General features: G+C 65.8%; 24 protein-coding genes. 18 read left to right on the top strand and 6 right to left on the bottom strand.

The window, feature by feature from the left end; translation table 11 throughout:
* Window positions 1–80: 80 nt before the first annotated feature.
* Both WD767_09605 and WD767_09610 read right to left on the bottom strand, forming a co-directional pair.
* Window positions 81–2,600, bottom strand: coding sequence for an FtsX-like permease family protein (locus WD767_09605; protein ID MEX2616341.1), 2,520 nt, complete (start codon window positions 2,598–2,600; stop codon window positions 81–83).
* Window positions 2,597–3,337, bottom strand: a complete 741-nt coding sequence (locus tag WD767_09610) for an ATP-binding cassette domain-containing protein (GenBank protein MEX2616342.1) — start codon at window positions 3,335–3,337, stop codon at window positions 2,597–2,599. Before WD767_09610 ends, WD767_09605 begins: the two co-directional genes overlap by 4 nt.
* 46 nt (window positions 3,338–3,383) lie before the next feature.
* Between WD767_09610 and WD767_09615 the strand changes: the two genes are divergently transcribed.
* The 4 genes from WD767_09615 to WD767_09630 are packed head-to-tail and all read left to right on the top strand — an operon-like array spanning window position 3,384 to window position 6,281.
* The gene (locus WD767_09615) at window positions 3,384–3,971 is read left to right on the top strand and encodes an arylesterase (protein ID MEX2616343.1); all 588 of its coding nucleotides are present in this window, start codon (window positions 3,384–3,386) and stop codon (window positions 3,969–3,971) included.
* Between the two features lie 2 nt (window positions 3,972–3,973).
* Window positions 3,974–5,104, top strand: coding sequence for an FIST C-terminal domain-containing protein (locus tag WD767_09620; protein MEX2616344.1), 1,131 nt, complete (start codon window positions 3,974–3,976; stop codon window positions 5,102–5,104).
* An 18-nt stretch (window positions 5,105–5,122) separates the two neighbouring features.
* Window positions 5,123–5,659: an RNA 2',3'-cyclic phosphodiesterase gene (gene thpR / locus WD767_09625; protein ID MEX2616345.1), complete on the top strand. Its 537-nt coding sequence runs from the start codon at window positions 5,123–5,125 to the stop codon at window positions 5,657–5,659.
* Window positions 5,646–6,281, top strand: coding sequence for a uracil-DNA glycosylase family protein (locus WD767_09630; protein MEX2616346.1), 636 nt, complete (start codon window positions 5,646–5,648; stop codon window positions 6,279–6,281). Before thpR ends, WD767_09630 begins: the two co-directional genes overlap by 14 nt.
* On the opposite strand, the gene WD767_09635 is transcribed toward WD767_09630, so the two are convergent.
* Window positions 6,230–6,622, bottom strand: coding sequence for a metallopeptidase family protein (locus WD767_09635; protein MEX2616347.1), 393 nt, complete (start codon window positions 6,620–6,622; stop codon window positions 6,230–6,232). The genes WD767_09630 and WD767_09635 overlap by 52 nt on opposite strands.
* A gap of 73 nt (window positions 6,623–6,695) precedes the next feature.
* On the opposite strand from WD767_09635, the gene WD767_09640 reads away from it, so the two are divergent.
* Genes WD767_09640 through WD767_09650 form a run of 3 tightly spaced genes read left to right on the top strand, consistent with a single transcriptional unit; the run spans window position 6,696 to window position 8,478 of the window.
* The gene (locus WD767_09640; protein MEX2616348.1) at window positions 6,696–6,989 is read left to right on the top strand and encodes a 4a-hydroxytetrahydrobiopterin dehydratase; all 294 of its coding nucleotides are present in this window, start codon (window positions 6,696–6,698) and stop codon (window positions 6,987–6,989) included.
* Window positions 6,986–7,570 (top strand): tetratricopeptide repeat protein, encoded by a 585-nt coding sequence (locus tag WD767_09645; protein MEX2616349.1) that lies wholly within the window; start codon window positions 6,986–6,988, stop codon window positions 7,568–7,570. Before WD767_09640 ends, WD767_09645 begins: the two co-directional genes overlap by 4 nt.
* Window positions 7,567–8,478: a tetratricopeptide repeat protein gene (locus WD767_09650; GenBank protein MEX2616350.1), complete on the top strand. Its 912-nt coding sequence runs from the start codon at window positions 7,567–7,569 to the stop codon at window positions 8,476–8,478. Before WD767_09645 ends, WD767_09650 begins: the two co-directional genes overlap by 4 nt.
* Here the strand turns inward: WD767_09650 and WD767_09655 are convergent.
* The gene (locus tag WD767_09655; protein MEX2616351.1) at window positions 8,475–9,239 is read right to left on the bottom strand and encodes an SDR family NAD(P)-dependent oxidoreductase; all 765 of its coding nucleotides are present in this window, start codon (window positions 9,237–9,239) and stop codon (window positions 8,475–8,477) included. The genes WD767_09650 and WD767_09655 overlap by 4 nt on opposite strands.
* Before the next feature lie 46 nt (window positions 9,240–9,285).
* Here WD767_09655 and WD767_09660 point away from each other — a divergent pair, with 46 nt between their 5' ends.
* Genes WD767_09660 through WD767_09670 form a run of 3 tightly spaced genes read left to right on the top strand, consistent with a single transcriptional unit; the run spans window position 9,286 to window position 12,654 of the window.
* Complete coding sequence (locus WD767_09660) at window positions 9,286–9,690, top strand: YkvA family protein (GenBank protein MEX2616352.1); 405 nt, start codon at window positions 9,286–9,288, stop codon at window positions 9,688–9,690.
* 59 nt (window positions 9,691–9,749) lie between these two features.
* Window positions 9,750–11,705: an acetoacetate--CoA ligase gene (locus WD767_09665; protein ID MEX2616353.1), complete on the top strand. Its 1,956-nt coding sequence runs from the start codon at window positions 9,750–9,752 to the stop codon at window positions 11,703–11,705.
* Between the two features lie 25 nt (window positions 11,706–11,730).
* Window positions 11,731–12,654, top strand: a complete 924-nt coding sequence (locus WD767_09670; protein MEX2616354.1) for a 2-dehydropantoate 2-reductase — start codon at window positions 11,731–11,733, stop codon at window positions 12,652–12,654.
* A 4-nt stretch (window positions 12,655–12,658) separates the two neighbouring features.
* On the opposite strand, the gene WD767_09675 is transcribed toward WD767_09670, so the two are convergent.
* Window positions 12,659–12,919 carry a succinate dehydrogenase assembly factor 4 gene (locus tag WD767_09675; GenBank protein ID MEX2616355.1) on the bottom strand — a complete coding sequence of 87 codons (261 nt, stop codon included), beginning with the start codon at window positions 12,917–12,919 and terminating at the stop codon, window positions 12,659–12,661.
* A gap of 69 nt (window positions 12,920–12,988) precedes the next feature.
* Between WD767_09675 and htpX the strand changes: the two genes are divergently transcribed.
* The 4 genes from htpX to WD767_09695 all read left to right on the top strand — a co-directional run bounded on the left by htpX (window position 12,989) and on the right by WD767_09695 (window position 17,766).
* Window positions 12,989–13,849 (top strand): zinc metalloprotease HtpX, encoded by an 861-nt coding sequence (htpX, locus tag WD767_09680; protein ID MEX2616356.1) that lies wholly within the window; start codon window positions 12,989–12,991, stop codon window positions 13,847–13,849.
* An 89-nt stretch (window positions 13,850–13,938) separates the two neighbouring features.
* Window positions 13,939–15,219, top strand: a complete 1,281-nt coding sequence (gene rsmB, locus WD767_09685) for a 16S rRNA (cytosine(967)-C(5))-methyltransferase RsmB (protein MEX2616357.1) — start codon at window positions 13,939–13,941, stop codon at window positions 15,217–15,219.
* Window positions 15,220–15,409: 190 nt separating this feature from the next.
* The gene (rpe, locus tag WD767_09690) at window positions 15,410–16,075 is read left to right on the top strand and encodes a ribulose-phosphate 3-epimerase (protein MEX2616358.1); all 666 of its coding nucleotides are present in this window, start codon (window positions 15,410–15,412) and stop codon (window positions 16,073–16,075) included.
* Window positions 16,076–16,083: 8 nt separating this feature from the next.
* Window positions 16,084–17,766 carry a heparinase II/III family protein gene (locus WD767_09695; GenBank protein ID MEX2616359.1) on the top strand — a complete coding sequence of 561 codons (1,683 nt, stop codon included), beginning with the start codon at window positions 16,084–16,086 and terminating at the stop codon, window positions 17,764–17,766.
* A 12-nt stretch (window positions 17,767–17,778) separates the two neighbouring features.
* On the opposite strand, the gene WD767_09700 is transcribed toward WD767_09695, so the two are convergent.
* On the bottom strand, window positions 17,779–19,032 hold the full coding sequence (locus tag WD767_09700) for a nucleotide sugar dehydrogenase (protein ID MEX2616360.1): 1,254 nt from the start codon (window positions 19,030–19,032) through the stop codon (window positions 17,779–17,781).
* Window positions 19,033–19,184: 152 nt separating this feature from the next.
* On the opposite strand from WD767_09700, the gene WD767_09705 reads away from it, so the two are divergent.
* From WD767_09705 to WD767_09720, 4 genes are all read left to right on the top strand, one after another.
* Complete coding sequence (locus tag WD767_09705; GenBank protein ID MEX2616361.1) at window positions 19,185–19,895, top strand: winged helix-turn-helix transcriptional regulator; 711 nt, start codon at window positions 19,185–19,187, stop codon at window positions 19,893–19,895.
* Window positions 19,892–20,395 (top strand): transcription termination/antitermination NusG family protein, encoded by a 504-nt coding sequence (locus tag WD767_09710; protein ID MEX2616362.1) that lies wholly within the window; start codon window positions 19,892–19,894, stop codon window positions 20,393–20,395. The genes WD767_09705 and WD767_09710 overlap by 4 nt, the downstream gene beginning before the upstream one ends.
* Window positions 20,396–20,422: 27 nt before the next feature.
* Window positions 20,423–21,400: a glycosyltransferase family 4 protein gene (locus WD767_09715; protein ID MEX2616363.1), complete on the top strand. Its 978-nt coding sequence runs from the start codon at window positions 20,423–20,425 to the stop codon at window positions 21,398–21,400.
* A 62-nt stretch (window positions 21,401–21,462) separates the two neighbouring features.
* Window positions 21,463–23,379 (top strand): nucleoside-diphosphate sugar epimerase/dehydratase, encoded by a 1,917-nt coding sequence (locus tag WD767_09720; protein ID MEX2616364.1) that lies wholly within the window; start codon window positions 21,463–21,465, stop codon window positions 23,377–23,379.
* Window positions 23,380–23,393 lie beyond the last annotated feature (14 nt).

The raw sequence follows: 23,393 nt of genomic DNA on the forward strand, positions 1-23,393 counted from the left end.
GATTGAAATTCAAGTTGCGACTAATATCGCGACGTTCTGCCGGAATTTCAAGCTGATAGCCCGTCATATCGACGAATTTTCTATTCGTTCCGCAATAGCGGCGCGGCCTTTCGGCCCAGCGCCGACCATGTTCCGGCAGTCCCCACCGCGACAGTCGCCGCCAGACAGGCCAGCGCCGTGACGATGACCGCGCCGGGCGCGAAAAACCATTCCGCGTTCATCAGTTGCGTCACGATACCCCAGGCCGCCGCCGTGCCGACAATTCCGGCGATCACCGCCGTTACCAGCCCCAGCAGCATGAACTCGATCAGGAAAGCCAGCAGAACGTCCCGCCGCGTTGCGCCCAGCACCTTGAGGACGACGGCGTCGTAAATCCGCTGCTTGCGGCTGGCCAGGATCGCTCCCGTCAGCACCAGCAACCCGGTCACGATCGCAATGCCGGCGACAGACCGAATCGCGGTCGCAAGGTTGCCCGCCACCTCGCGTAGCCGGTCGAGGATTTCCCGTATCCGGATCGCCGTGATATTGGGGAATTCCCGGATGACGGCGCTTTCCAGCGCCTGTTCGCGGGCGGGATCGTCGGTGCGGACCGTCGCGATATGCGACTGCGGCGCACCGTCCAGCAATCCCGGCGACAGGATCATGACGAAATTGATCGAGAAGCTGTCCCAGTCGATCCGGCGCAGATTAGCTATTTCGGTTACAAATTCCCGGCCCAGCACATTCAGCGTGATTTTATCGCCGATTCCGATTCCGAAGGCGCGCGCGGCCCCTTCATCGAAGGACAGCAGCGGCGGACCGCTGTAATCGGCGGGCCACCAGGCGCCCTCGACCACTTCGCTGCCTTCGCCGGGCGCCTCGCGGGCCCAGGTCAGTCCCCGGTCGCCCCGCAGGACCCAGCCGTAATCGGCCGGCGCCGGGAATTCATCGACGGGCGTGCCGCCGATCGCGGTAATCCGGCCGCGCAGCATGGGCACCCGCCGCATTTCACCGATGCCGGGCGTTTCCGCCACCAACCGGTCGAAGCCTTCCACCTGGCCGGACTGGATGTCGATAAAGAACAGGCCCGGTACCTGTTTCTGCAGGGATTCGCCCAGGTACCGGGACAGATTGCCCTCGATCAGCGCCACCGCGATCAGGACCGTCAGCCCCATGCCGAGCGAGGTTGAAATCGCCGCCGTCGGCGCGCCGGGACGGTGCAGGTTGGCGATCGCGAGACGCAGATGCGCCTGCCGGATATGCGGCAGCCGCGCCGCCAGTTTCTGAACGGCGCTGGCCGACAGCCGGAACGCCAGCAGGGCGACGGTCGAACCGGCGACAAAATAGGCGGCCAGGCGTCGATCATCCGCACTGGCGATAACGACGACCGCCAGCAGGATCACGAGGCCGGCCATGACCAGCACGGCGCGGCGGTCCAGCCTGCCTTCCGCGGCGATCTTGTGCCGGAACAGCGTCGCCGCCGAAATGGCGCGGGCGCGGGCCAGCGGCCAGTACGAGAACGTAAAGGTAACCAGGTAACCGAACAGCGCCGCCAGCGCCAGCGGTCTGGCGAAAACGCCAAATTCGGGTTCGATGGGCAGGCGCCCGGCGAGAACCGCCCCCGCGGCCAGCGGCAGCAACCCGCCGGCGACCAGCCCCGCGGCGATTCCGAGCGACGCCAGAATCATGACCTGGATCAGGTACACCTGAAAAATCATCGCGCCGGAGCCGCCGAGGCATTTCAGCGTTGCGATGGTCTGGGTCCGCGACAGCAGAAAGGCGCGCACCGAATTGCCGATCCCGACGCCCCCGACCAGCAGCGCCGTCAGCCCGATCACGACCAGGAAAACGGAAATCCGCTCCACGGCGCGGCCCAGACCCGGCGAAGCGTTGCCGGTGTCGCGCACTCGCCATCCCGCCTCGGGAAACCGCTCGTTCAGCCGCTCCCGCCACGCGGCGACCATGTCCTGCCGCGGCAGGCCGATGCGGTAGTGATAGCGGATCAGGCTGCCCGGCGTGATCAGCCCGCTGGCCTCCAGCGCGGCGCGGCTGACGATGACCCGAAACCCGAAGGCCAGCCCCCGCCCCGCCTGGTCCGGCTCGCGCGTCAGCGCCGCGGTGACGCGGTACCAGGCATCGCCGATCCGCATCCGGTCGCCCACGGCGAGGCCCAGCCGGGCCAGCAGCCCCGGTTCGGCCACCGCGCCCCAGTCTTCGCCCTGCCGGGCCAGGGCGTCCGGCAATGGCATGGCCGGCGCCAGAACGACCCTGCCGAACAGCGGATAGGCTTCATCCACCGCCTTCAGTTCGATCAGCGAGCTGGTGTTCGCCGCGCGCGCCATGGACCGCATCTGGATGACATTCGAAACCCGTCCCTCCCCGTGCAGCCAGGCAAGCTGTTCCGCATTCGCCGGGTAGTGCGACAGCCGCAGATCGATATCCCCGCCGAGGATGCCGCGCGCATCGGTTCGCATGCTTGAATTCAACGCCTCGGAAAACGACCCGATGGCGGCAATCGCCGCCACGCCGGTGGCGAGGCACAGCAGGAAAATCCGGAAACTGCGCATGCTGCCGCGCAGTTCGCGCCGCGCAATCCGCCAGGCCAGACGCAGGTTGTTCATGCGCCGGTCGCTCCCGCCGCGGCAATGGCCGGCGAACCGCTATCGGCGACGATCAGCCCGTCCTCCAGCCGGATCTGCCGGGCGCATTGCCCCGCAAGCGCCGGTTCATGGGTGATCAGGATCAGCGTCGTGCCATGCTCCGTCGACATCCGGAACATCAGGTCGACGATATGATTGCCGGTATCGTGATCCAGGTTGCCGGTCGGTTCATCCGCCAGCAGCAGCCGCGGCCCTGCCGCGAAGGCGCGCGCCAGCGCCACCCGCTGCTGTTCGCCGCCCGACAACTGGCCCGGGTAATGCGCCAGCCGTTCGCCGAGGCCGACATCGCGCAATCCGGCGGCGGCGCGCTCCATCGCATCGTCTCGGCCGGCGAGCTCCAGCGGGATCGCGACATTTTCCAGCGCGGTCATGGTCTGAATCAGGTGGAAGTCCTGAAACACGATTCCCATATTATTGCGACGGAACAACGCCAGACTGTCTTCACTGAGACGTCTCAGATCCTGCCCCGCAACCCTCACCGTTCCGCCCGACGCCTGTTCAAGACCGGCGACAACCATCATCAGCGAGGTTTTACCCGCACCGGAAGGACCCATGACACTGACCGATTCCCCTGCCGCCACCCGCAGATCAATGCCGCGCAGGATGTTGACCGCCCCGGCGCCGCTGTTCAGCGTGAGTGTTACATCGTCCAGCCCGACAATCGGGTCGGCACTGATGGAAGCGTTCAAGTCGTCCATGAAAAACCTGTTCGTGACAAAGCGTTTATTCCCCGGAATCCTATTATTGACAACGCTCGTCTGGGCGCCCGCCGGGGCGGATACCATACTTGCGCTCGGCGACAGCCTTACCGCCGGCTACGGACTAAGTGGGCGCGACAGTTTCCCGTCAAGGCTGGAGACCGCCCTCCGGGAATCTGGGCACGAAGTTCGCGTGGTCAATGGCGGCGTTTCCGGCGACACGACCGCCGGCGGTCTGGCCCGCCTGGATTGGCTGATGCAGGAACGCCCCGATCTGGTTATTGTCTCGCTGGGCGCGAACGATGCGCTGCGCGGCGTCGACCCGGCCGTGACACGCCGCAATCTGGACGCCATCATCACGGGGGTGAAACAGCAGAACGCCCGTGTCATGCTGGTCGGCATGCTGGCGCCGCCGAATATGGGATCGGAATACGGTAAGGAATTCAATGCGATTTATGAGGAACTGGCGCACGATCACAATGTCGTGTTGTACCGCTTTTTCCTGGAAGGGGTTGCGGGCGATCCGGCACTGAACCTGGCCGACGGCATGCACCCCAACGCAGAGGGCGTCGCCGAGATCGTCGAACGCATTCTGCCGACCGTGGTGCAGGCGCTGGCGGAAGAACCGAGGTGACCATGGCAAATGAATTTCGCGCGGCCCATGCGGGCGGCGCAACCTGGCAGGATGCGGCGCGGGACATCATCATCGGACTTGGCGAACTCGATGCATCGCACCGGTTGGGCTTTCTCTACGTAACGGACGCCTATGCCGATTCCTTCGACGAAATCTGCATTTTCCTGCGCCAGGCGACAGGCGTTCCGCACTGGATCGGCACCATCGGCTTCGGCGTCGTGGGCGCCGGCAAGGAATATTTCGACGAACCGGCCCTTTCGGCCATGGTTGCCCCCCTTTCGGAAGATGCGTTCCGGATTTTCAATCTGAACGGCGACGGCGACGGCGCCGAAGCCTTGCGGCGCGATCACGGCCCGTGGCTGGATCAGGCCGATTCGCCGCTGATCATCGTGCATGCGGATCCGCGCAACGACGGCCTTCTGGAAGATATCGACGATCTGGCGGAAGCGACCAACGGGTATCTGGTCGGCGGGCTCACCGCATCGCGCGGCCATTACGGGTTGCTGGCGGACGGGACGGATCAGGGTCCGGTCTCCGGGGCCATGGTCTCGCTGCACAGCGTGCCGGTGCAGCTGGGCCTGACGCAGGGCTGCACGCCCATCGGCAGGCCGCGGATCATTACCGACGCGGAAGAAAACGTCCTGTTCTCCATCGACGACCGGCCGGCGCTGGAGGTGCTGAAGGAGGACATCGGCGAGATCCTGTCTCGCGACCTGCGGCGGATCGGCGGGTATATTTTCGCGGCCCTTCTGGTGCCCGGCTCGGATACCGCGGACTACACCGTGCGCAACCTTGTCGGCATCGACGAAAACGAGGGCGTGATCGCCATCGGCAGTAACGTGGAGGAAGGCGAGCGCATCATGTTCTGCCGCCGCGACCGGGACAGCGCGGTCGAGGACCTGAAACGCATGCTGAACGACCTGAAGCGCCGCGCCGGCGGCAAGGATATCCGCGGCGGGCTGTATTTTTCCTGCGTCGCCCGCGGACCCAACCAGTTCGGACCGGACAGCGCGGAACTCGGCCTCATCCGGGAGATGCTGGGCGACTTTCCCGTGACGGGATTTTTTGCCAATGGCGAAATCAGCAACAACCGGCTCTACGGTTATACCGGGGTGCTGGCCCTCTTCCTGTAACACGGGAGACGATGACGGATGATACGGCTGTTCGTCGGGCTCTCGATTCCCGAATCCCTTCAGGCCCGGCTGACCGGGCTTTGCGGCGGCGTTCCCGGCGCGCGCTGGGTCAGGCCCGAGAATTTTCATGTCACCTTGCGGTTCATCGGCGATATCGGTGAAAACCTCGCCGAGGATGTGGACGCGGCGCTGTCGCGGATTACCGCGCCGTCCTTCACGCTCGAGGTTGCCGGCGTCGGACAATTCGGCAAGGGAGTCGCCACCCGGGCGCTGTGGGCCGGCATCGCGCCGAACCCGGCGCTGAACCATCTGCGGTCGAAGATCGAAACCGCCGTGACCGGCGCCGGGCTTCCCGCCGAAACCCGCAAATTCAAACCGCATATAACGCTCGGCCGGTTGAAAAACCCGCCGCCCGACCGGGTGGGGAATTTCATCGTCGACCATGCCGGGCTGCGCGCCGGAACCTTCCCGGTCGACCGCTTCACCCTGTTTTCCAGCTTCCTGTCGTCCTCGGGGGCGATCTATACGCCGGAAGTGGATTATGAACTCGAGTAAGGATCTGGAGGCGTTGCTGGCCCGGGTTCGCGCCTGCCGCATCTGCGCGGAATCGCTGCCGCTCGGCCCCCGCCCGGTGTTGCGGGCACAGGCAAGCGCGCGGCTGCTGATCGTCGGGCAGGCCCCGGGCACAAAGGTGCATGAAACCGGCATCCCCTGGAACGACCGCAGCGGCGACCAGCTGCGCGAATGGCTGGCGGTGGACCAGGACACGTTCTACGACGAGTCCCGCGTCGCCATCGTGCCCATGGGATTCTGCTATCCCGGCGTCGACCCGCGCGGCGGCGACAACCCGCCCCGCCCCGAATGCGCCGCCTGGCACGAACCGGTGCTGGCGCAGTTGCCGAATGTCGAACTTGTACTGCTGGTCGGCATGTATGCGCAGCGGCATTATCTGGGGAAGGAACGGAAACGGACGCTCACCGACACGGTTGCCGCCTGGCGGGATTACGGTCCGCTATACCTGCCGCTGCCGCATCCGAGCTGGCGCAACCTGCACTGGCGCCGCAGGAACCCGTGGTTCGCGGCGGAAATCCTGCCGGTCCTGCGCCGGCGTGTGCACGGCCTGCTTCAGGCCTCCGCCTCCAGGGCTTCCATATCGTCATCGGAAAAGCCGAAGTGATGGCCGATTTCATGGATCAGCACATGTCGCACGATATGGCCGAGATCCTCGTCCGATTCACACCAGTAGTCGAGCATCGGGCGGCGGTAGAGAAACACCATGTCCATATCGGCGGCCCCATCCATGACGCTGCGTTCGTTGATCGCGACGCCCTGGTACAGGCCCAGCAGTTCGAAGGGACTGTCGAGTTCCATTTCCCGGCAGATATCCTCGTCGGGAAAATCCTCGACACAGATGACGACATCCTTCGCCGCCGCGCGCAGCGCGGCGGGAATGGTGCGCCAGGCGTCGTCGGCCAGACGTTCGAATTCTTCCAGCGAGGGGGCGATAATCGGCGGCATGTCGGGCGAAACGATAGCGCCATAGGCCGCGTTTCGATAGAGTGAACTGCTTCAGGTTTCGGAGGAAAATGGTTTGGTGGAAAGACTGACCGGCGCGGCGCGCGACGCCGCACTGGCGACACTCACGGGCTGGACGGTCGCGGCCGGTCGCGACGCCATTGAAAAATCCTTCCGGTTCCCGGATTTCAACGCGGCCTGGGGCTTCATGACCCGCGTCGCGCTGCAGGCGGAGAAACTGGACCATCATCCCGAATGGTCCAATGTCTACGGGTCGGTCGACATCACCCTGACAACCCATGAATGCGGCGGGTTGAGCGAACGCGACATCCAGCTCGCCGCGTTCATCGACCGGGCGGCGGGCGCATGAGGGCCGTACTTGTCGCCCTGATGCTGATGTTGTCCGCCGGAACGGCCGGCGCGACGGCGTTCAAGGATGGCATCGCCGCGCTGGAAGCGAAGGATTTCCCCGGCGCGATCGCCGTATTCGGCCCGCTGGCGGCGCAGGGGAACGGCGATGCGCAGTTCATGCTGGGCGTGATGCATGAAAACGGGCTGGGCGTGCCACAGGACATGGGCGCGGCGGCATCCTGGTATCTGAAGGCGGCGGAAACCGGCGTCGCCTCCGCGCAATACAATATCGGCGTGTTCTATCAGCTGGGAACGGGCGTGATCGTGGACCCGGCATCCGCGCGGCACTGGCTTTCCCGGGCGGCGGAACAGGGCCATCACCGGGCGCAGAACAATCTCGGCACGATGTACTACACCGGCGGCGGGGTCGCCCGCGACCCTGTAGAGGCGCTGAAATGGCTGACCCTGGCGGCGGAGGGGCTGCAGGGCGACGCCCGCGACATCGCCCTGCGGAATATCGCCGCAATCGAAAAAGAGCTGTCGGCGGGAGAAAAAGCCGAAGCGGAACGCCGGGTCGCGGCCTGGAAGAGCCAGCGGTGAAACGCGCCGCCGCGGCGCTTGCCGCGCTGTTGCTGCTGGGAACGGCCGCCGCCGCCGAAAACGCGGAGGAAATCTATCGGCGCGCCGTGACCGTCCTGGGTGAAGCGACCCGGGAAAGCCACCGGGCCGACGGAGCGGCGCTGGTCGCGCGCGCGGCGGAGATGGGCCTCGCGGCGGCGCAGGTTCATCTCGCCACCCTTTACGCGGAAGGAACCATCCTGCCGCTCGACAAGGGCCGCGCCATGGAATGGTTCCACCGCGCCGCGCAACAGGGCCATCCCACCGCGCAATACGCTGCGGGCCTGGCGCAGATGGCGGCGGGCGACCGGCGCGGCGCGGCCGACTGGTTCCGCCGCGCGGCCGAACAGGGGCAGACCGACGCCCGCTTCCAGCTGGCGCTGCTGCTGGAAAAGGGCGATGGCGTGCCGCGGAACGAAGCAGAGGCACGGCGGCTATACGCACAGGCGGCGGAACAAAAGGATACGGCCTCGATGATGAACCTGGCCCTGATGCTGGACGAGGGGCGCGGCGGGCCGGCCGACCTGAACGCCGCCATCGGCTGGTATGTCCGCGCCGCCGAGGCGGCGCTGCCGGAAGCCATGCATGCGCTGTGCGAAATCCTGCTGGACGGGCGGGGCGTCGAGGCCGACCCGGAAAAGGCGGCCGGCTGGTGCCGGGCCGCCGCGGATCGCGGCCATGCGCCGTCGCAGCTGCTGCTGGCGACGCTCCATGCACTGGGCAACGGCGTGGCCATTGACGAGGTTCGGGCGGCAGCCTGGCTGATTCTCGCGGCAAAATCAGGGTTTCCCCCGGCCGTGAAGGCCCGCGACGAGTTGGTGCCCGGCCTGCCGCCGGACACGCGCCGGAAAGCCGAGGCCCTGTCGAATACCCTCGTGCCGACGAATTAGCGCGGCGCCAGCCGGATCGCGCTGTCCAGGCGGACGACCTCGCCATTCAGGATCGGGTTGTCGATCATGTGCAGGACCAGCTTCGCGAATTCCGCCGGCGTGCCGAACCGCGAGGGAAAAGGCAGGCTTGCCGCGAGACTGCCCTGCACCTCCTGCGACAGGCCCAGCAGCATCGGCGTTTCGAACAGGCCCGGCGCGATCGCCAGCACGCGGATCGCCGAGCGGGCGAATTCCCGCGCCGCCGGCAGGGTCAGCCCGACGATGCCGCCCTTCGACGAGGAATACACCGCCTGCCCGATCTGGCCGTCATAGGCCGCGACCGAGGCGGTGTTGACGATGATGCCCCGCTCGCCATCCGATCCCGCCGGTTCGCGCTTCATCATGTCGGCGGCGGCGAGCCGCAGGATGTTGAAGGTGCCGATCAGGTTGACCTGGACGACCTTCGCATAGGCGTCCAGCGCCAGCGGGCCGTCGCGACCGACGATACGATGCGGCGTTCCGACCCCGGCGCAGTTGACGCAGATGCCGGCCAGTCCCTGGGCGTCGCGCGCGGCGGCGATGGCGGATTCGGCGCTGGCGGCGCTGGAAACGTCGCATTCGATGGCGACGCCGCCGATTTCGTCGGCGACCTGCCGGGCCGCCGCCATGTTCAGGTCCAGAATGGCCACCGGCGCGCCGGCCGCGGCCAGCGCCCTGGCGGTCCCGGCGCCCAGCCCCGATGCGCCCCCTGTCACGATTGCCGGTACGCCGCTGACATCCATGCCTCAAGACTCCCCGAAAAATTTCAACCGATACCCGCGATGGCGCATGACCGCCAGCGTCACTATATGTCCCCTTATGGACGAGAACGATATCAAAGGATTCAATTTCGGCAGCCTGAAAGTACAGGAACGCACGGTCCGTACCGGATTCTGGTCAAAAATCAGGCATGCCGCCGGGCGGATCGATTTCGCGCGCGAAGCGGTCGCGGCCTGGTATTGCGCCACCGATCCGCAGACTCCCGTCCGCGTGAAGGCCATCCTGATCGGCGCGCTGGCCTATTTCGTCATGCCGGCGGATATCATCCCGGACATCATTTTGAGCCTTGGCTTTACAGATGACGCCGCCGTGTTCTGGGCCGCGTGGCAAGCGGTCAGCGGCCATATCCAGGACCGGCACCGGGACCGCGCCGCCAGGGCGCTGGAATACCAGACGCCGGAAGACATCGGCTAGATTTATAGGAAGTGGCCGGGTAAAACTCCAGAATTGCGTATTTCACCGGGAGAGCAACCGTGCCGAAGCCGCTCTGGAGCCCCTCCGCCGACAAGATCGCCAATGCCAACATCACCGCGTTCCGGAACGCGGTTGCGGAACGCTGGAACGTGACGGTTGACGATTATCCGGCACTGCATGAATTTTCCATCACCGAGCCGGCCAGGTTCTGGATCAGCGTCCGGGAATTCTGCGGCGCGACGGCGGAAAGCTGGGGTAAGCGGGACCTGATAAACGGCGACAAAATGCCGGGCGCCCTGTTTTTCCCCGATGCGAAACTCAATTTCGCGCAAAACCTGCTGCGGCGGCGCGACGACACGCCGGCGATCATCTTCCAGGCCGAGGACCGGGTCAGCAGCCGGATGAGCTGGCGCGAACTGTACGACGCGGTTTCCGTACTGGCGCAGGCATTGTCCGACATGGGGGTTGTCGCGGGCGACCGCTGCGCCGGCTTCGTGCCCAACATGCCCGGCGCGATTGTCGCCATGCTGGCCACCGCATCGCTGGGCGCGGTGTGGACCTCCTGCTCGCCCGATTTCGGCGTGCGCGGGGTGCTGGACCGCTTCGGACAGACCGGACCCAGGGTGCTGTTTACCGCCGACGGCTATTACTACAACGGCAAGCCGCAGGATTCGCTGGCGCGCGTCGCGGAATTCACCGCCGAACTGCCGACGGTGGAGAAGATCGTCGTCCTGCCGCTGCTCGCCGGCATGCCCGATGTGTCCCGCGTGCCCAATGCGGTGACGCTGGCCGGTTTCACCGCGCCGTTCAGCCCCGGCGACATCGCATTCGTGCCGATGCCGTTCAACAGCCCGCTCTACATCATGTATTCGTCGGGCACGACCGGGAAGCCGAAATGCATCGTGCATGGCGCCGGCGGCACGCTGCTGACCCATCTGAAGGAACACATTTTGCATTGCGACGTGAAGCCGGGCGACCGGGTATTTTATTTCACCACCTGCGGCTGGATGATGTGGAACTGGCTGGTGACCGGTCTGGCGGCGGAAGCCACGCTGGTCCTGTATGACGGATCGCCCTTTTACCCGGACGGCAATGTGCTGTTCGACCTGGCGGACAGGACCGGGATGACCCTGTTCGGCACCTCGGCCAAATATATCGATGCGCTCGCCAAGGCGGGGCTGAAACCGATGGAAACCCATGACCTCTCGACCGTGCGGACCATGACCTCCACCGGGTCGGTGCTGGCGCCGGAAGGTTTCGACTATGTCTACGAAAACGTGAAGCGCGATGTCTGCCTGTCCTCGATCGCCGGCGGCACGGATATCCTTGGCTGCTTCATCGGCGGCAACCCGGCCCTGCCGGTCTATCGCGGCGAGATCCAGTGCCGGCTGCTCGGCATGGCCGCCGAGGTCTTCGACGATGACGGCAATTCGCTGCGCAATGAAAAGGGCGAACTGGTCTGCACGAGACCCTTCCCGACCATGCCGCTGCATTTCTGGGACGACCCGGACGGCGCGCGCTATCACGACGCCTATTTTGCCCGGTTCGACAATATCTGGTGCCATGGCGACTTCGTGCTGCGCACCGAGCGGGACGGCTGGGTCATCCTCGGCCGCTCCGACGCGACACTGAACCCCGGCGGCGTGCGGATCGGCACGGCGGAAATCTACCGGCAGGTGGAACAGTTCGACGAGGTGGTGGAATCCATCGTGATCGGCCAGGACTGGGACCATGACACGCGGGTGGTGCTGTTCGTCGTGCTGCGCCCGGGGCTGGCGCTCGACGAAGATCTGACCGACCGGATCCGCAAGCGGATCCGCCAGAACTGCACGCCGCGCCACGTCCCGGCGAAGATCGTGCAGGTTACGGATATTCCGCGCACCAAGTCCGGCAAGATCACCGAACTGGCGGTGCGCGATGTGGTGCATGGCCGCAATGTCAAAAACAGCGAGGCGCTGGCCAATCCGGAAGCGCTGTCGCTTTACCGCGACCTGCCGGATTTGCGAACGGCCTGAGCGGATTTCGAGGGGGAGAGTTTCGATGCGGATTGCAATCATGGGAACCGGCGGTATCGGCGGCTATTACGGGGCGCGCCTGGCCCAGCATGGCCATGACGTGGTGTTCGTCGCGCGCGGCGCCCATCTGGCGGCGATGCGTAAGGATGGCCTGCAGATAAAGGACCGGAAGGGCGATTTCGCCATCGACCCGGTGCAGGCGACCGACGACGTGTCGAGTATCGGACAGGTCGATGTGGTGCTGCTCTGCGTCAAACTGTATGATACCGAATCCGCCGCGGCGCTGGTCAAACCGCTGCTCGGCCCCGATTCCGTCGTCGTGACCCTGCAGAACGGGGTAGAAGCACCCGATATCGTCGCCAGGGTTATCGGCCCGGGGCGCACCATTGGCGGCGCGGCCTATATTTCCTCGACCATAGAGGCGCCGGGCGTCATCCGCCACAACAACGATCTGGCCCGTATCGATATCGGCGAACCGGACGGCCCGGTCAGCGAGCGGGTGCGGAACCTCGCCGAAACCTTCACCGCCGCCGGATTCACGACCAACGCGGTCGACGATATGGCCGCGTTGCTCTGGACCAAGTTCGTGCTGCTTGCCTCCAACAGCGGCATGGCGTCGCTGACGCGCCAGGACAGCGGCGCCTTCATCGGCGATCCGGCCATCGAGCTTGTCTGGCGCCGCGCACTGGCGGAAACCGCCGCGGTGGGCCGCGCGAAAGGCGTTTCCCTGGACGACAATATCGTGGAGAACTGCGTCAAATGGGTGAAGGACAACCCGCCGATCAAACCGTCCATGCTGGTCGATCTGGAGCGCGGCCGAAAGCTGGAGCTGGACTGGCTGACCGGCACGATCCACCGGCTGGGTCTGGAAACCGGCGTGCCGACGCCAACGCATGACACGATCTACGCCGCGCTGCATCCCTTTGTGAAGGGCGCGCCGGCGATGTAGACAATCAGAAATCGACGCAGCGGCCGGATTTTTCCCAGTCACCGTAGCGGGTCGGCTCCAGCCCCCTGGGGCCGCCGATTTCCGCCGGCGGCTGACCCTCCCGGGCGGCCGCCTGGCGGGCCGCCTCGCCGGCTTTCTCGGCCTTCAGCTCCGCGTTACGCTTGGCATCGACCTTGTCCGCCGGATCGACCGGCAACGGCGCATCCGCGGCCGCCGTGCGCGGATTAAGCGCCTTTTCGCGCAGCGTATCGAACAGATTACCCATTACCGTCTCCTCGCTCTTGAAGCCGTGTTCGCCAAGAGCAACATATGCGCCGCAAGGAGAAACGCCAAGATGAACTACGCAAAGACTGCCATATTGCTCGCCGCGATGACGGCGCTGTTCCTCGGCTGCGGTTACATGATCGCGGGCGAGGGCGGGATGCTGATCGCCCTGGTCATCGCGCTGGGGATGAATTTCTTCGCCTACTGGAATTCGGACACGATGGTGCTGCGCATGTATGGCGCCCGGCAGGTGAACGAACGCTCGGCCCCGGCGCTGTACGGCACGGTCGCCCAGCTGGCGCGGGCCGCGAACCTGCCCATGCCCAAGGTATTCATCATCGAAAATCCCCAGCCCAACGCCTTCGCCACCGGCCGCAACCCGGAAAACGCCTCCGTCGCCGCGACGACGGGGCTGTTGCGCCTGCTGAGCCAGGAGGAAATCGCCGGCGTCATGGCGCATGAACTGGCCCATGTGAAGAACCGAGACACGCTGATCATGACGATCACCGCGACCATAGCGGGCGCGCTGTCCATGCTGGCGACGTTCGCCATGTTTTTCGGCAACAACCGCAACAATCCGCTGGGCATCGTCGGCGTGCTTCTCGTCGCGATCCTGGCGCCGATCGGCGCATCGATCGTGCAGATGGCGATCAGCCGCAGCCGCGAATACGAGGCGGACCGCATCGGCGCGGAAATCTGCGGACGTCCCCTGTGGCTCGCCGCCGCGCTGGAAAAATTGCAGCTTGGCGCCGAGCGCATCGACAACGAAGCGGCGGAACGCAACCCGGCGACCGCGCATCTGTTCATCGTGAACCCGCTGCACGCCCATGCCGCCGACAGCCTGTTTTCGACCCATCCCAGCACGGCAAACCGGGTACGGCAGTTGCGCGAAATGGTCCGCGTCACCGGTCCCTGGAGCGCGGTGGCTTGAAGGCGCACCATTCTTTTCATCTGATCCGCGCCTCTGACCGCCGCAATCTTGAATTGCCCTGACGGAAGCGGCGGGATAGGACTGGCGGCGTGAACAAACCGGACCCCCGAACCGCCGCCTTCGAGCTGTTGCTGGCCATCCTGGATGACAAGCGGCCGCTGGACGATGCGCTGGCGACGCAGCCCGGACTGAAGGGCATGACCCCGCGCGACCGCGCGCTGGCGCGGCTGCTGACCGCGACCGTGCTGCGGCGCATGCCGGAACTGGACGCCATGATCGCCCCCCTGTTGAACAGGCCGCTGCGCGGACAGGCGCGGAAGGTCCAGAACCTGCTGCGGCTCGGCGCGGCCCAGTTCATCTTTCTGGACACCCCGGCGCATGCGGTGGTCGCCACTACGGTCGCCGCCGCGCAATCCAGCGGACAGCGCGCCTATAAGGGGCTGATCAACGCCGTACTGCGCAGGCTGACCCGCGAAGGCGCGGTCCGCGCCGACAATCCGGCGCAGCGCAATACCCCGGAATGGCTGTGGGAGAACTGGCTTGCCGCCTATGGGGCCGAAACGGCGACGGCCATCGCCGAAGCGCATCTGGGCGAAGCGTCGCTCGACATTACCGTGAAATCCGACCCGGCCCTGTGGGCCGAACGGCTGGAAGCGGAACTGCTGCCGACCGGCTCCCTGCGCCGGGCCGCCGGCGGCGATATCCGCGAACTTCCCGGATTCAAGGACGGCGCCTGGTGGGTGCAGGACGCGGCCGCCGCGCTGCCGGCAACGCTGCTGCGCCCCGCGCCCGGACAGGCAATCGTCGATCTGTGTGCGGCGCCCGGCGGCAAGACCGCACAACTCGCCGCGGCGGGCGCGGACGTCCTTGCGGTCGATATCTCCGAAAAACGGATGAAACAGGTCGCGGAAAACCTGCAGCGCCTGCAGTTGAATGCCCGGCTGACCGTGGCCGACGCGGCCGAATGGGAACCCCCGTCGCCAGTCGATGCTGTGCTGCTGGACGCGCCGTGTTCCGGCACCGGCACGATCCGGCGGCATCCGGATATCGCGCGGCTGAAACAGCCGGGCGATATCGACCGGATGAGCGCCATCCAGGACAGGCTGCTGGCGCGCGGCGCGGATATGCTGCGGCCGGGCGGCGTCCTGGTCTACGCCACCTGCTCGCTGCAGCCCGAGGAAGGCCCGCTCCGGATCGAAAAACTGCTGGCCGGCGGCGCGCCGCTGGAACGGAATCCCGTGACGGAATCGGAAATTCCGTCGCTCGAATCGGCGATTACGGCCGCGGGCGAGGTCCGCACCCTGCCGTCGCACTGGGCGGCCCGCGGCGGGATCGACGGCTTTTTCATTGCCCGACTGCGGCGAATCTGAAGCTTCCCGGATTGCGGCTTGCGCGAATTTGGCGAATTCACTATAGCACATCAGGGTTAACCGGAACCGCGACAGGTTCCATTTAATCCTGTGAAGGTGCTATATCTTCAATAAGATAGATCAGATTCACATGGTGGCTGGATCGCCACGGGCGATTCCAGCAAGCCATGACCTGATCTAGGAACATGGCATGCAGAAAACCGTTAGAATTTCTCCTTCGATCCTGTCGGCGGATTTCGCGAAGCTTGGCGAAGAAGTGCGCGCCATCGACGAAGCCGGGGCCGATTTCATCCATATCGACGTCATGGACGGGCATTTCGTGCCCAACCTGACCATCGGCCCGGACGTGGTGAAGGCGTTGCGGCCGCACAGCGACAAGCCGTTCGACGTGCATCTGATGATTTCCCCGGTCGATCCCTATATCGAAGCCTTCGCCCGCGCCGGCGCGAATATCCTGACGGTGCATCCCGAAGCGGGCGCCCACCTGCACCGCACCATCCAGGTTATAAAGGACCATGGCTGCAAGGCAGGCGTCGCGCTCAATCCCGCAACCCCGGTCAGCGTCCTGGATCACCTGCTGGGCGATATCGACCTCGTGCTCGTGATGAGCGTCAACCCCGGCTTCGGCGGCCAGAAATTCCTTTTCTCGCAATGCGACAAGATCCGTGAAATCCGCCGCCGGATCGACGAAACCGGCCGGAGCATCGATCTGGAAGTCGATGGCGGCGTCAATGACGGTACGGTCGCCGATGTCGTCGCCGCCGGGGCCGACCTGCTGGTCGCCGGCACTGCCGCCTTCAAGGGCGGGCCGGCCGCCTATGCCGGTAATATCCGCCGCCTCAAGGGTCAGAACTGACCGGTGCAATGATGAGCCAACCGCTGCGTGGCAAAGCTGCATGGTCTTCGTTTCGGCGCCGAATTTACGGCACGGTATTCGCGACGCCGCTTTATGGCGTGACCCTGCTGCACCGCAACCCGGCGCAACTGGCCAATGTGCCGCCGGACACATGGCCCGGCGACGCCAACCGTGGCGCGGCGATACTGGGCGGCGCCTTTACGCTCGCCGGAATCCATATTCGGCCGGAACTGTCGCCCTGGGATGAAACGGATGCCGATCCGTCGTGGCGCGAAGCCCTGCACGAGTTCCTGTGGCTGCGCGACCTGCGTGCGCTGGGCGGCGACGATGCCCGCCGCTGCGCCCGCAACCTGACCGAAGAATGGCTGGAACGGCATGATTCCTGTTCCGGCCCGGCCTGGCGCGCCGATGTCATCGGCCGGCGGCTGACCGCCTGGGCGGCGCATTACAAGCTGTTTTTCGCCAGCGCCCCGGATGAAATGCGCCTGCAGCTGCTGGCCAGCATGGCGCGCCAGGCGCGGCATCTCGGGCGGGTCGCCGCGCGGGAAACAGACGGGATGCGGCGGCTCGCCGCCATCAAGGGGCTGCTCTATGCCGGCATGGGCCTGCCCGGCGAAATGCCCCTTTTCGTCCGGGCCGTTGGATTGTTGGAAGACGAACTGACCTGGCAGATCACCGGCGATGGCAGTCATGTCGAACGCAGCCCGGCGGGACAGCTTGTCCTGCTGCGCGATCTGGTCGACATGCGCGCCGCGCTGAGCGCCGCTCGCCAGGAGCCCCTGGCGCTGCTGGGCGATGCCATTGTTCGTGCCGCCGCCATGCTGTGTTTTTTCCGCCACGGCGATGGCGGGCTGGCGAATTTCAATGGCGGCGGCGAGGCCGACCCGACCATCATCGACCTCGTCCTGGCCCAGGCCGACGCCCGCGAACGGCCCGCGCGAAGCGCCCCGCACAGCGGCTTCGAGCGCCTTTCCGCCGGAAAGCTGCTGGTCATCGCGGATGCGGGCCTGCCAGCGCCACCGGGCCTCGACCGGGGCGCCCACGCGGGCGCCCTGTCCTTCGAGGCGAGCTACGGCAAGGAACGGCTGATCGTGAATTGCGGCGCCTCGCTGGCCAGCGGGCCGGACTGGCGCCATGCCGCGCGCGCCACGGCCGCACATTCCACACTCACGATCGAGGACATGAATTCCAGCGAAATCCGCCCGAACGGGTCACTGGGCCGGCGGCCGGAACATGTCACGGCCGAACGCGAACAGACCGACGGCAATGTCTGGCTGTCTATGAGCCATGACGGCTACGCGGCGCCCTTCGGATTGATCCACCGCCGCCGGATATACATGGCGGCATCGGGCGACGAATTGCGCGGCGAGGACAGCCTGATCCCCGCGGAACGCAGAATCGCCGAAGGCACTGCCGGCGAACCGGACAATCGGGCCTTTGCCATCCGATTCCATATTCACCCGGCGGCGCGCGCTTCGCTGGCGCAGGACGGCACCGCCGTGTTCCTGCGCCTGCCCAGCGGCGTCGGCTGGCGGCTGCGGGTCGGCGGCGCCAAGGTCGACCTGACGGAAAGCATGTATTTCGGCGGCAACGAAGCCCGGCGGACACAACAGATCGTCCTGTCGGGACGGACCGGTCCGGCGACGACAACGATCAAATGGGCGCTGCGCCGGGAAGGCGCTCAAAAATGACCTGCTGCCGGATCACAGCGACCAGTAGCGGAACGCCGTCGAGCCGGCCTGGTCGCGCCAGATTCCCTTGACGTCCGCCGCAAATCCGCCCGGCGCCAGCAATTCCTCCAGCCGCAGCGTCCGGTATGTATCGTGCGCTACCGTACCGACGACGCAGTCATAGCCACTGCCGATCTCGGCAATCAGTTCGAGGCTGTAAAGCCGCTTCGCCACCGCCGGATCGGCCATCGGGTCGTGCACGCGGACATCATGCCCCGCCGACGCCAGGCGCCTGGCGATGTCGGGGCTTTGCGAATTGCGCAGGTCCGGCACGTTTTCCTTGAATGTCAGGCCCAGCAGCAGGATTTTCGACGGTCCGGACAGTTGCGCGGCGACCCGGTCGGCGACAAAGCGGCTCATGCTGTCGTTGATCCGGCGACCGGCCAGGATGACTTCCGGGTCGTGGTTCGCCGCCTTGGCCGCATGCGCCAGGTAATAGGGATCGACGCCGATGCAATGGCCGCCGACCAGCCCCGGCGTGAAACCGAGGAAATTCCACTTCGTCGACGCGGCCGCCAGTACATCGTGGACCGACAGGTTCATGCGATCGAAAATCATCGCGACTTCGTTGATAAAGGCAATGTTGATGTCCCGCTGGGCGTTCTCGATGACCTTCGCCGCTTCGGCGGTGCGGATATCGGCCGCCACGAAGATATCGCCGCCATTCACCTTGCCGTAAACCGCACCGAGGCGCGCGGCAATTTCGGGCGTCTGCCCCGCGACAACCTTGGTAATGGTGTCGATCCGGTGGGCGCGGTCGCCGGGATTGATCCGTTCCGGCGAATAGCCGAGGAAGAAATCGCGGCCGCATTCCAGCCCGGACGCGGCGGCCAGCGCCGGACCGCAGACATCCTCGGTCACGCCGGGATAGACGGTGCTTTCGAAAACGACGATAGCGCCCGGCCGCATTGCCCTGCCGACGATTCCGGCGGCCGATTCCAGAGCGCCCAGATCCGGCTGCCGGTCGTCATCCACAGGCGTCGGCACGGCAACAATATAGATGTCGCGGCCCCGGATTACGGCTTCATCGCGGGTCAGCGCCAGTGACGACGCACGCAGGGCTGGCGAATCGATTTCGCCGGTACGGTCGTTTCCCGCCCGCAGCGCCTCGATTCGTCCCGCGTCGATATCGAATCCGACAGTGTCGAAATGCCGGGCCAGCGCGACCGCGAGCGGCAGACCGACATAACCGAGGCCGATCACGGCAAGTCTAGGGTTTTCCGGCATTTACGGGCTTTCCAGGCGCGCCTGCGGGTGTGCGAAGCGGGTCCTGACTAGCCTCTCGGCGGGCAATCTGTCAACCGTGCAAGTGATTGACTCATAGGGCGTTCATGAATTGAACCTTGACGTTCACAAACTGAACGCAGTACGTTCGCGGCGTGAACACGCAGCAGATTACGGACCGGTTTATGGCGCCCAAGGGTACAGCCGACAGTGCGCAGGACGGCGACACGGAAATCACGCTGGGCCTGCTGAACGCGGTGCAGGAAAACAGCGCCGTCACGCAGCGTTCGATGGCCAGCGACCTTGGCATCGCGCTGGGCCTGGCCAACACCTATCTGAAGCGCTGCGTGCGCAAGGGGCTGATCAAGGTCAGCCAGATTCCGCCGAACCGCTACGCCTATTACCTGACACCGAAGGGATTCAGCGAAAAATCGCGCCTGACGACGGAATACCTGTCATCGTCCTTCACCTTCTTTCGCCGCGCGCGCGGCCAGTGCGGCGACCTGCTGGAATACTGCGCCGCCCGGAAGTGGCAGCGGATCGCCCTGGCGGGCCGCAGCGAACTGGCGGAAATCGCGACGCTCTGCGCCATCGAGCGCAATATCCGGCTGGCCGGCCTGATCGATACCGGCCAGATTGCCGCGCCGGGCCGAAAAGGCGAACCGGTGCCGGCGGAGTTCGCCGGGCTGACGGTCGTGTCCCTGTCCCGGAAAATCTCCGATCTCGACGCCGTCATCGTGACGGATCTGCAGATTCCGCAGGCGGTCTTCGACAGGCTGGCGACGGAGTTTCCCGCCGAACGTATCCTCACGCCGCCCCTGCTGCGCATCCTGCGCGAGAATGCGCCAATGGACAGCGCATCATGAAACGCTGGTACGTGGTCTATACGCGCACCGGGATGGAGCGCATGGCGCAGGGGCACCTGGAACGGCAGGGGTTTACGACCTATCTGCCGCGCCGCCGCAAGGAGAGGCGGCATGCACGGCGCGTCGATTCGGTCCTCGTGCCTTTTTTCCCGCGCTACCTGTTCGTTGCCTTCGATATTGAAAAGGACCCCTGGCGGTCGGTAAACGGCACCTGGGGCGTGTCTTACCTGGTCGGCGCGGGCGACACGGTTTCTGCCGTCCCTGAAGGCGTCATCGAATCGATCCAGGAGCGGGAGAACGCCGAAGGCCTGATCGAAATCGAGGAGGCGCCGCCATTCGCACCGGGCGAGGTCGTGGAAATCACGCGCGGCGCGCTGGTCGCGCAGACCGGCATTTTCAAATGCGCCAACGACAACCAGCGGGTCACCCTGCTGCTGAGCCTGTTGGGCCGCGAAATGGAAATAAACGTGCCGGCGAATACCGTCCGCGGCTATGGCTAGCGGATACGCCGCACGATATAACGCCGCATGATATTCGCCGCAGCGGCCGTACTGATCGCCACCATCGCCGGAACCGGGCTGGTTCTGTATTTTCTGCGGCGGCACGCGATTCTGGACCATCCCAATGCCCGGTCCAGCCACGCCGTTCCGGTGCCGCGCGGCGGCGGCATTGCCGTGGTCACGGTCCTGGTCGCCGCATGGACCGCCCTGGCCGCGCCGGATTTCAGCACGGAATTCCTGCTCATCCTTGCCGGCGCCACGGGCCTGGCGGCGGTATCCTGGGTCGATGACCTGCGCTCCCTTCCCGCCGGCGTCCGGCTGCTTGCCCAGGCGGCGGCGGTCCTGCCGGCGTCGATCTGGCTCGCCGGTCCGGTATTTCAGGGCTGGCTGCCGGGGCCGCTGGATACCGCGGCGACGGTGCTGCTCTGGCTGTGGTTCGTCAACCTGTTCAATTTCATGGATGGAATCGACGGCATTTCAGGAATCGAAGCCGCCTGCGTCGGCGGCGGCGCCGCGCTGATCGCCTGGCTGGCGCCGGGCGCGGCGCTGGACCCCGTCTTCGGGCTGACCCTCGCCGCGGCGGCGCTGGGATTTCTCGCCTGGAATCGGCCGCCGGCGAAGATTTTCCTGGGCGATGTCGGCAGCGTGCCGGTGGGTTTCCTGCTGGGCTGGCTGCTGCTGAAACTGGCGGAATCCGGGCTTTGGGCGCCAGCGGTCATCCTGCCGCTCTATTACCTCGCCGATGCGACAATCACGCTATTGTGCCGCGCCATGCGCGGTGAACGCGTCTGGCAGGCGCACCGGGAGCATTATTACCAGAAGGCCGTGCAAAGGGGCCGCAGCCACGCCACCGTCAGCGCCGGCGTCGGAATTGCCAACCTGTTGCTCGCCGGGCTGGCCGTGTTTGCGATCCACTGGCCCTGGGCGGCGCTGGCGGGCGCTTCCGCAGTGGTCGCCGCCCTGCTGATCTGGCTGTCGCGGCCGGGAGCGCCGGCCGAAATCTGATCGGGTCGGCGGCATGCGAGGGCGCTTGCTTCGCGCACCCGGTGGGACTAATAAGGCCGGACATGGCCAGTCGATTCATTCTGAAGACACGCCGCGCGCGCGTCGCATTCCTGCACGATGTGTTTATGGCCGCGGTGTCATTTCCATTGTCGCTGTACCTGCGCGTTGGCGGCGACATTACCTATTTCGCTCAATCCTTCCTGCTGGAAGGCGCGGTGATCTTTACCGTGGTCGCCGCCGGCGTATTCTGGTTCGCCGACCTGTACCGCGGAATCTGGCGCTATGCCTCGTTGAACGACCTGATGGCGATCACAAAGGCGGTAACGCTGATCGTTCTCGTATTCCTGCCGCTGCTGTTCCTCGTCACCCGCCTGCATGACCTGCCGCGCTCGCTGCCGCTGATCAACTGGTTCGTCCTGCTGGTGCTGCTGGGGGGGCCGCGTTTCCTCTACCGGGTGTTCAAGGATCGCCGGCTGGATCACGTGCTGGAACGGAACAAGGCGGCCCGTGTCCCGGTCCTGCTGGTCGGCGCGGGCGATTCCGCCGAGCTGTTCATTCGCGAGCAGGCCCGCGACCCGGGCGCGCCCTACAGGGTCATCGGCCTGATCGACGAAACCGGCGGACGGGTCGGCCGCGAAATACACGGCGTGCCGGTCCTGGGACGGATCGAGGATGTCGACGGCATCCTCGCGCAAAAAGACGCGACCAGGCCCCAGCGGCTGATCCTGACGCGCGACAGGCTGGACGGCGCCGATGTCCGCACCCTGCTGACGCTTTGCGATGCCCACGGAATCACCCTGTCGCGCCTGCCCCGGCTCGCCGAACTGAAGGACGGCATAGCCAATCCGCTGGCCATTCGCCCGGTTGCGGTGGAAGACCTGCTGGGCCGGCCGCGGACCGTGCTGGACCGCGAGGCGATGCGGCAACTGGTAACCGGTCGCCGCGTCCTCGTCACCGGCGCCGGCGGCACCATCGGTTCGGAACTGGCCCGGCAGATCGCGGAAATCGGCCCGGCGACCCTGATCCTGTTCGATAACGCCGAATACCAGCTTTACGAAATCGACATGGCGCTGGCAGAGGCCTGGCCGGCGCTGGACCGCCGCCCGGTACTGGGCGATGTGCGCGACCGGGGGCGGGTCGACGACGTCATCGCCCGCGAAAAGCCGGAGCTTGTGTTCCACGCCGCCGCGCTGAAACACGTGCCCATGGTGGAACGCAACCCGAACGAAGGCGTGCTTACCAATGTGGTCGGCACGCGGAATGTCGCCGATGCCTGCCGCGCCGCCGGGGTCCGGCTGATGGTGCAGATTTCGACCGACAAGGCGGTGGACCCGGCCAACGTCATGGGCGCGACCAAGCGGCTGGCGGAAGGCTATTGCCAGGCGCTGGACATGGCGGGGCGGCCGCGGGACGAAACCCGCTTCGTCGTCGTCCGGTTCGGTAATGTGCTGGGATCGACCGGATCGGTGGTGCCGCTGTTCCAGCGCCAGCTTGCCGCCGGCGGACCGCTGACCGTCACCGACCCGAACATGACCCGCTATTTCATGACCGTGCGGGAAGCCGTCGAACTGGTTCTGCAGGCATCCGCCCTGGGCCTCTCCAACAGCGAGACGGAAGGCCGCATATTCGTGCTCGACATGGGCGAACCGGTCCGCATCATCGACCTCGCCCACCAGATCATCCGGCTGGCCGGCCTGCAGCCGGAAAAGGACATCGCCATCGAAATTATCGGCCCGCGTCCGGGCGAAAAGACCCATGAGGTCCTGCTGCATGGCGCGGAGACACCCGTTCCGACGTCCTGCGACGGCCTCACCCTGGCGGCGCCGCGGACCTTCGACCTGACGCTGATGTCCCGCACGATCGACGAACTGGAGCAATCGGCGCGCGCCCGGGAGACGGACCGCACGCTATCCCTGCTGCATACGCTGGTTCCGGAATTTTCCGGTGAGGCGGCCAAGCCCATTGCAGCGACGCAATAATTCAGAAAATGGAG

It is taken from the genome of Alphaproteobacteria bacterium (assembly GCA_040905865.1).
GTDB lineage: Bacteria > Pseudomonadota > Alphaproteobacteria > UBA8366.

What these genes read in the sequence shown, in the direction of transcription:
- WD767_09675 (MEX2616355.1), bottom strand. Translation starts at nt 12,919, where the DNA reads ATGGGTAATCTGTTCGATACGCTGCGCGAAAAGGCGCTTAATCCGCGC.
- WD767_09605 (MEX2616341.1), bottom strand. Translation starts at nt 2,600, where the DNA reads ATGAACAACCTGCGTCTGGCCTGGCGGATTGCGCGGCGCGAACTGCGC.
- WD767_09655 (MEX2616351.1), bottom strand. Translation starts at nt 9,239, where the DNA reads ATGGATGTCAGCGGCGTACCGGCAATCGTGACAGGGGGCGCATCGGGG.
- WD767_09715 (MEX2616363.1), top strand. Translation starts at nt 20,423, where the DNA reads ATGATATTCGCCGCAGCGGCCGTACTGATCGCCACCATCGCCGGAACC.
- WD767_09620 (MEX2616344.1), top strand. Translation starts at nt 3,974, where the DNA reads ATGGCAAATGAATTTCGCGCGGCCCATGCGGGCGGCGCAACCTGGCAG.
- WD767_09670 (MEX2616354.1), top strand. Translation starts at nt 11,731, where the DNA reads ATGCGGATTGCAATCATGGGAACCGGCGGTATCGGCGGCTATTACGGG.
- WD767_09635 (MEX2616347.1), bottom strand. Translation starts at nt 6,622, where the DNA reads ATGCCGCCGATTATCGCCCCCTCGCTGGAAGAATTCGAACGTCTGGCC.
- WD767_09695 (MEX2616359.1), top strand. Translation starts at nt 16,084, where the DNA reads ATGATGAGCCAACCGCTGCGTGGCAAAGCTGCATGGTCTTCGTTTCGG.
- WD767_09610 (MEX2616342.1), bottom strand. Translation starts at nt 3,337, where the DNA reads ATGGACGACTTGAACGCTTCCATCAGTGCCGACCCGATTGTCGGGCTG.
- WD767_09630 (MEX2616346.1), top strand. Translation starts at nt 5,646, where the DNA reads ATGAACTCGAGTAAGGATCTGGAGGCGTTGCTGGCCCGGGTTCGCGCC.
- rpe (MEX2616358.1), top strand. Translation starts at nt 15,410, where the DNA reads ATGCAGAAAACCGTTAGAATTTCTCCTTCGATCCTGTCGGCGGATTTC.
- htpX (MEX2616356.1), top strand. Translation starts at nt 12,989, where the DNA reads ATGAACTACGCAAAGACTGCCATATTGCTCGCCGCGATGACGGCGCTG.
- WD767_09660 (MEX2616352.1), top strand. Translation starts at nt 9,286, where the DNA reads ATGACCGCCAGCGTCACTATATGTCCCCTTATGGACGAGAACGATATC.
- thpR (MEX2616345.1), top strand. Translation starts at nt 5,123, where the DNA reads ATGATACGGCTGTTCGTCGGGCTCTCGATTCCCGAATCCCTTCAGGCC.
- WD767_09700 (MEX2616360.1), bottom strand. Translation starts at nt 19,032, where the DNA reads ATGCCGGAAAACCCTAGACTTGCCGTGATCGGCCTCGGTTATGTCGGT.
- WD767_09645 (MEX2616349.1), top strand. Translation starts at nt 6,986, where the DNA reads ATGAGGGCCGTACTTGTCGCCCTGATGCTGATGTTGTCCGCCGGAACG.
- WD767_09720 (MEX2616364.1), top strand. Translation starts at nt 21,463, where the DNA reads ATGGCCAGTCGATTCATTCTGAAGACACGCCGCGCGCGCGTCGCATTC.
- WD767_09710 (MEX2616362.1), top strand. Translation starts at nt 19,892, where the DNA reads ATGAAACGCTGGTACGTGGTCTATACGCGCACCGGGATGGAGCGCATG.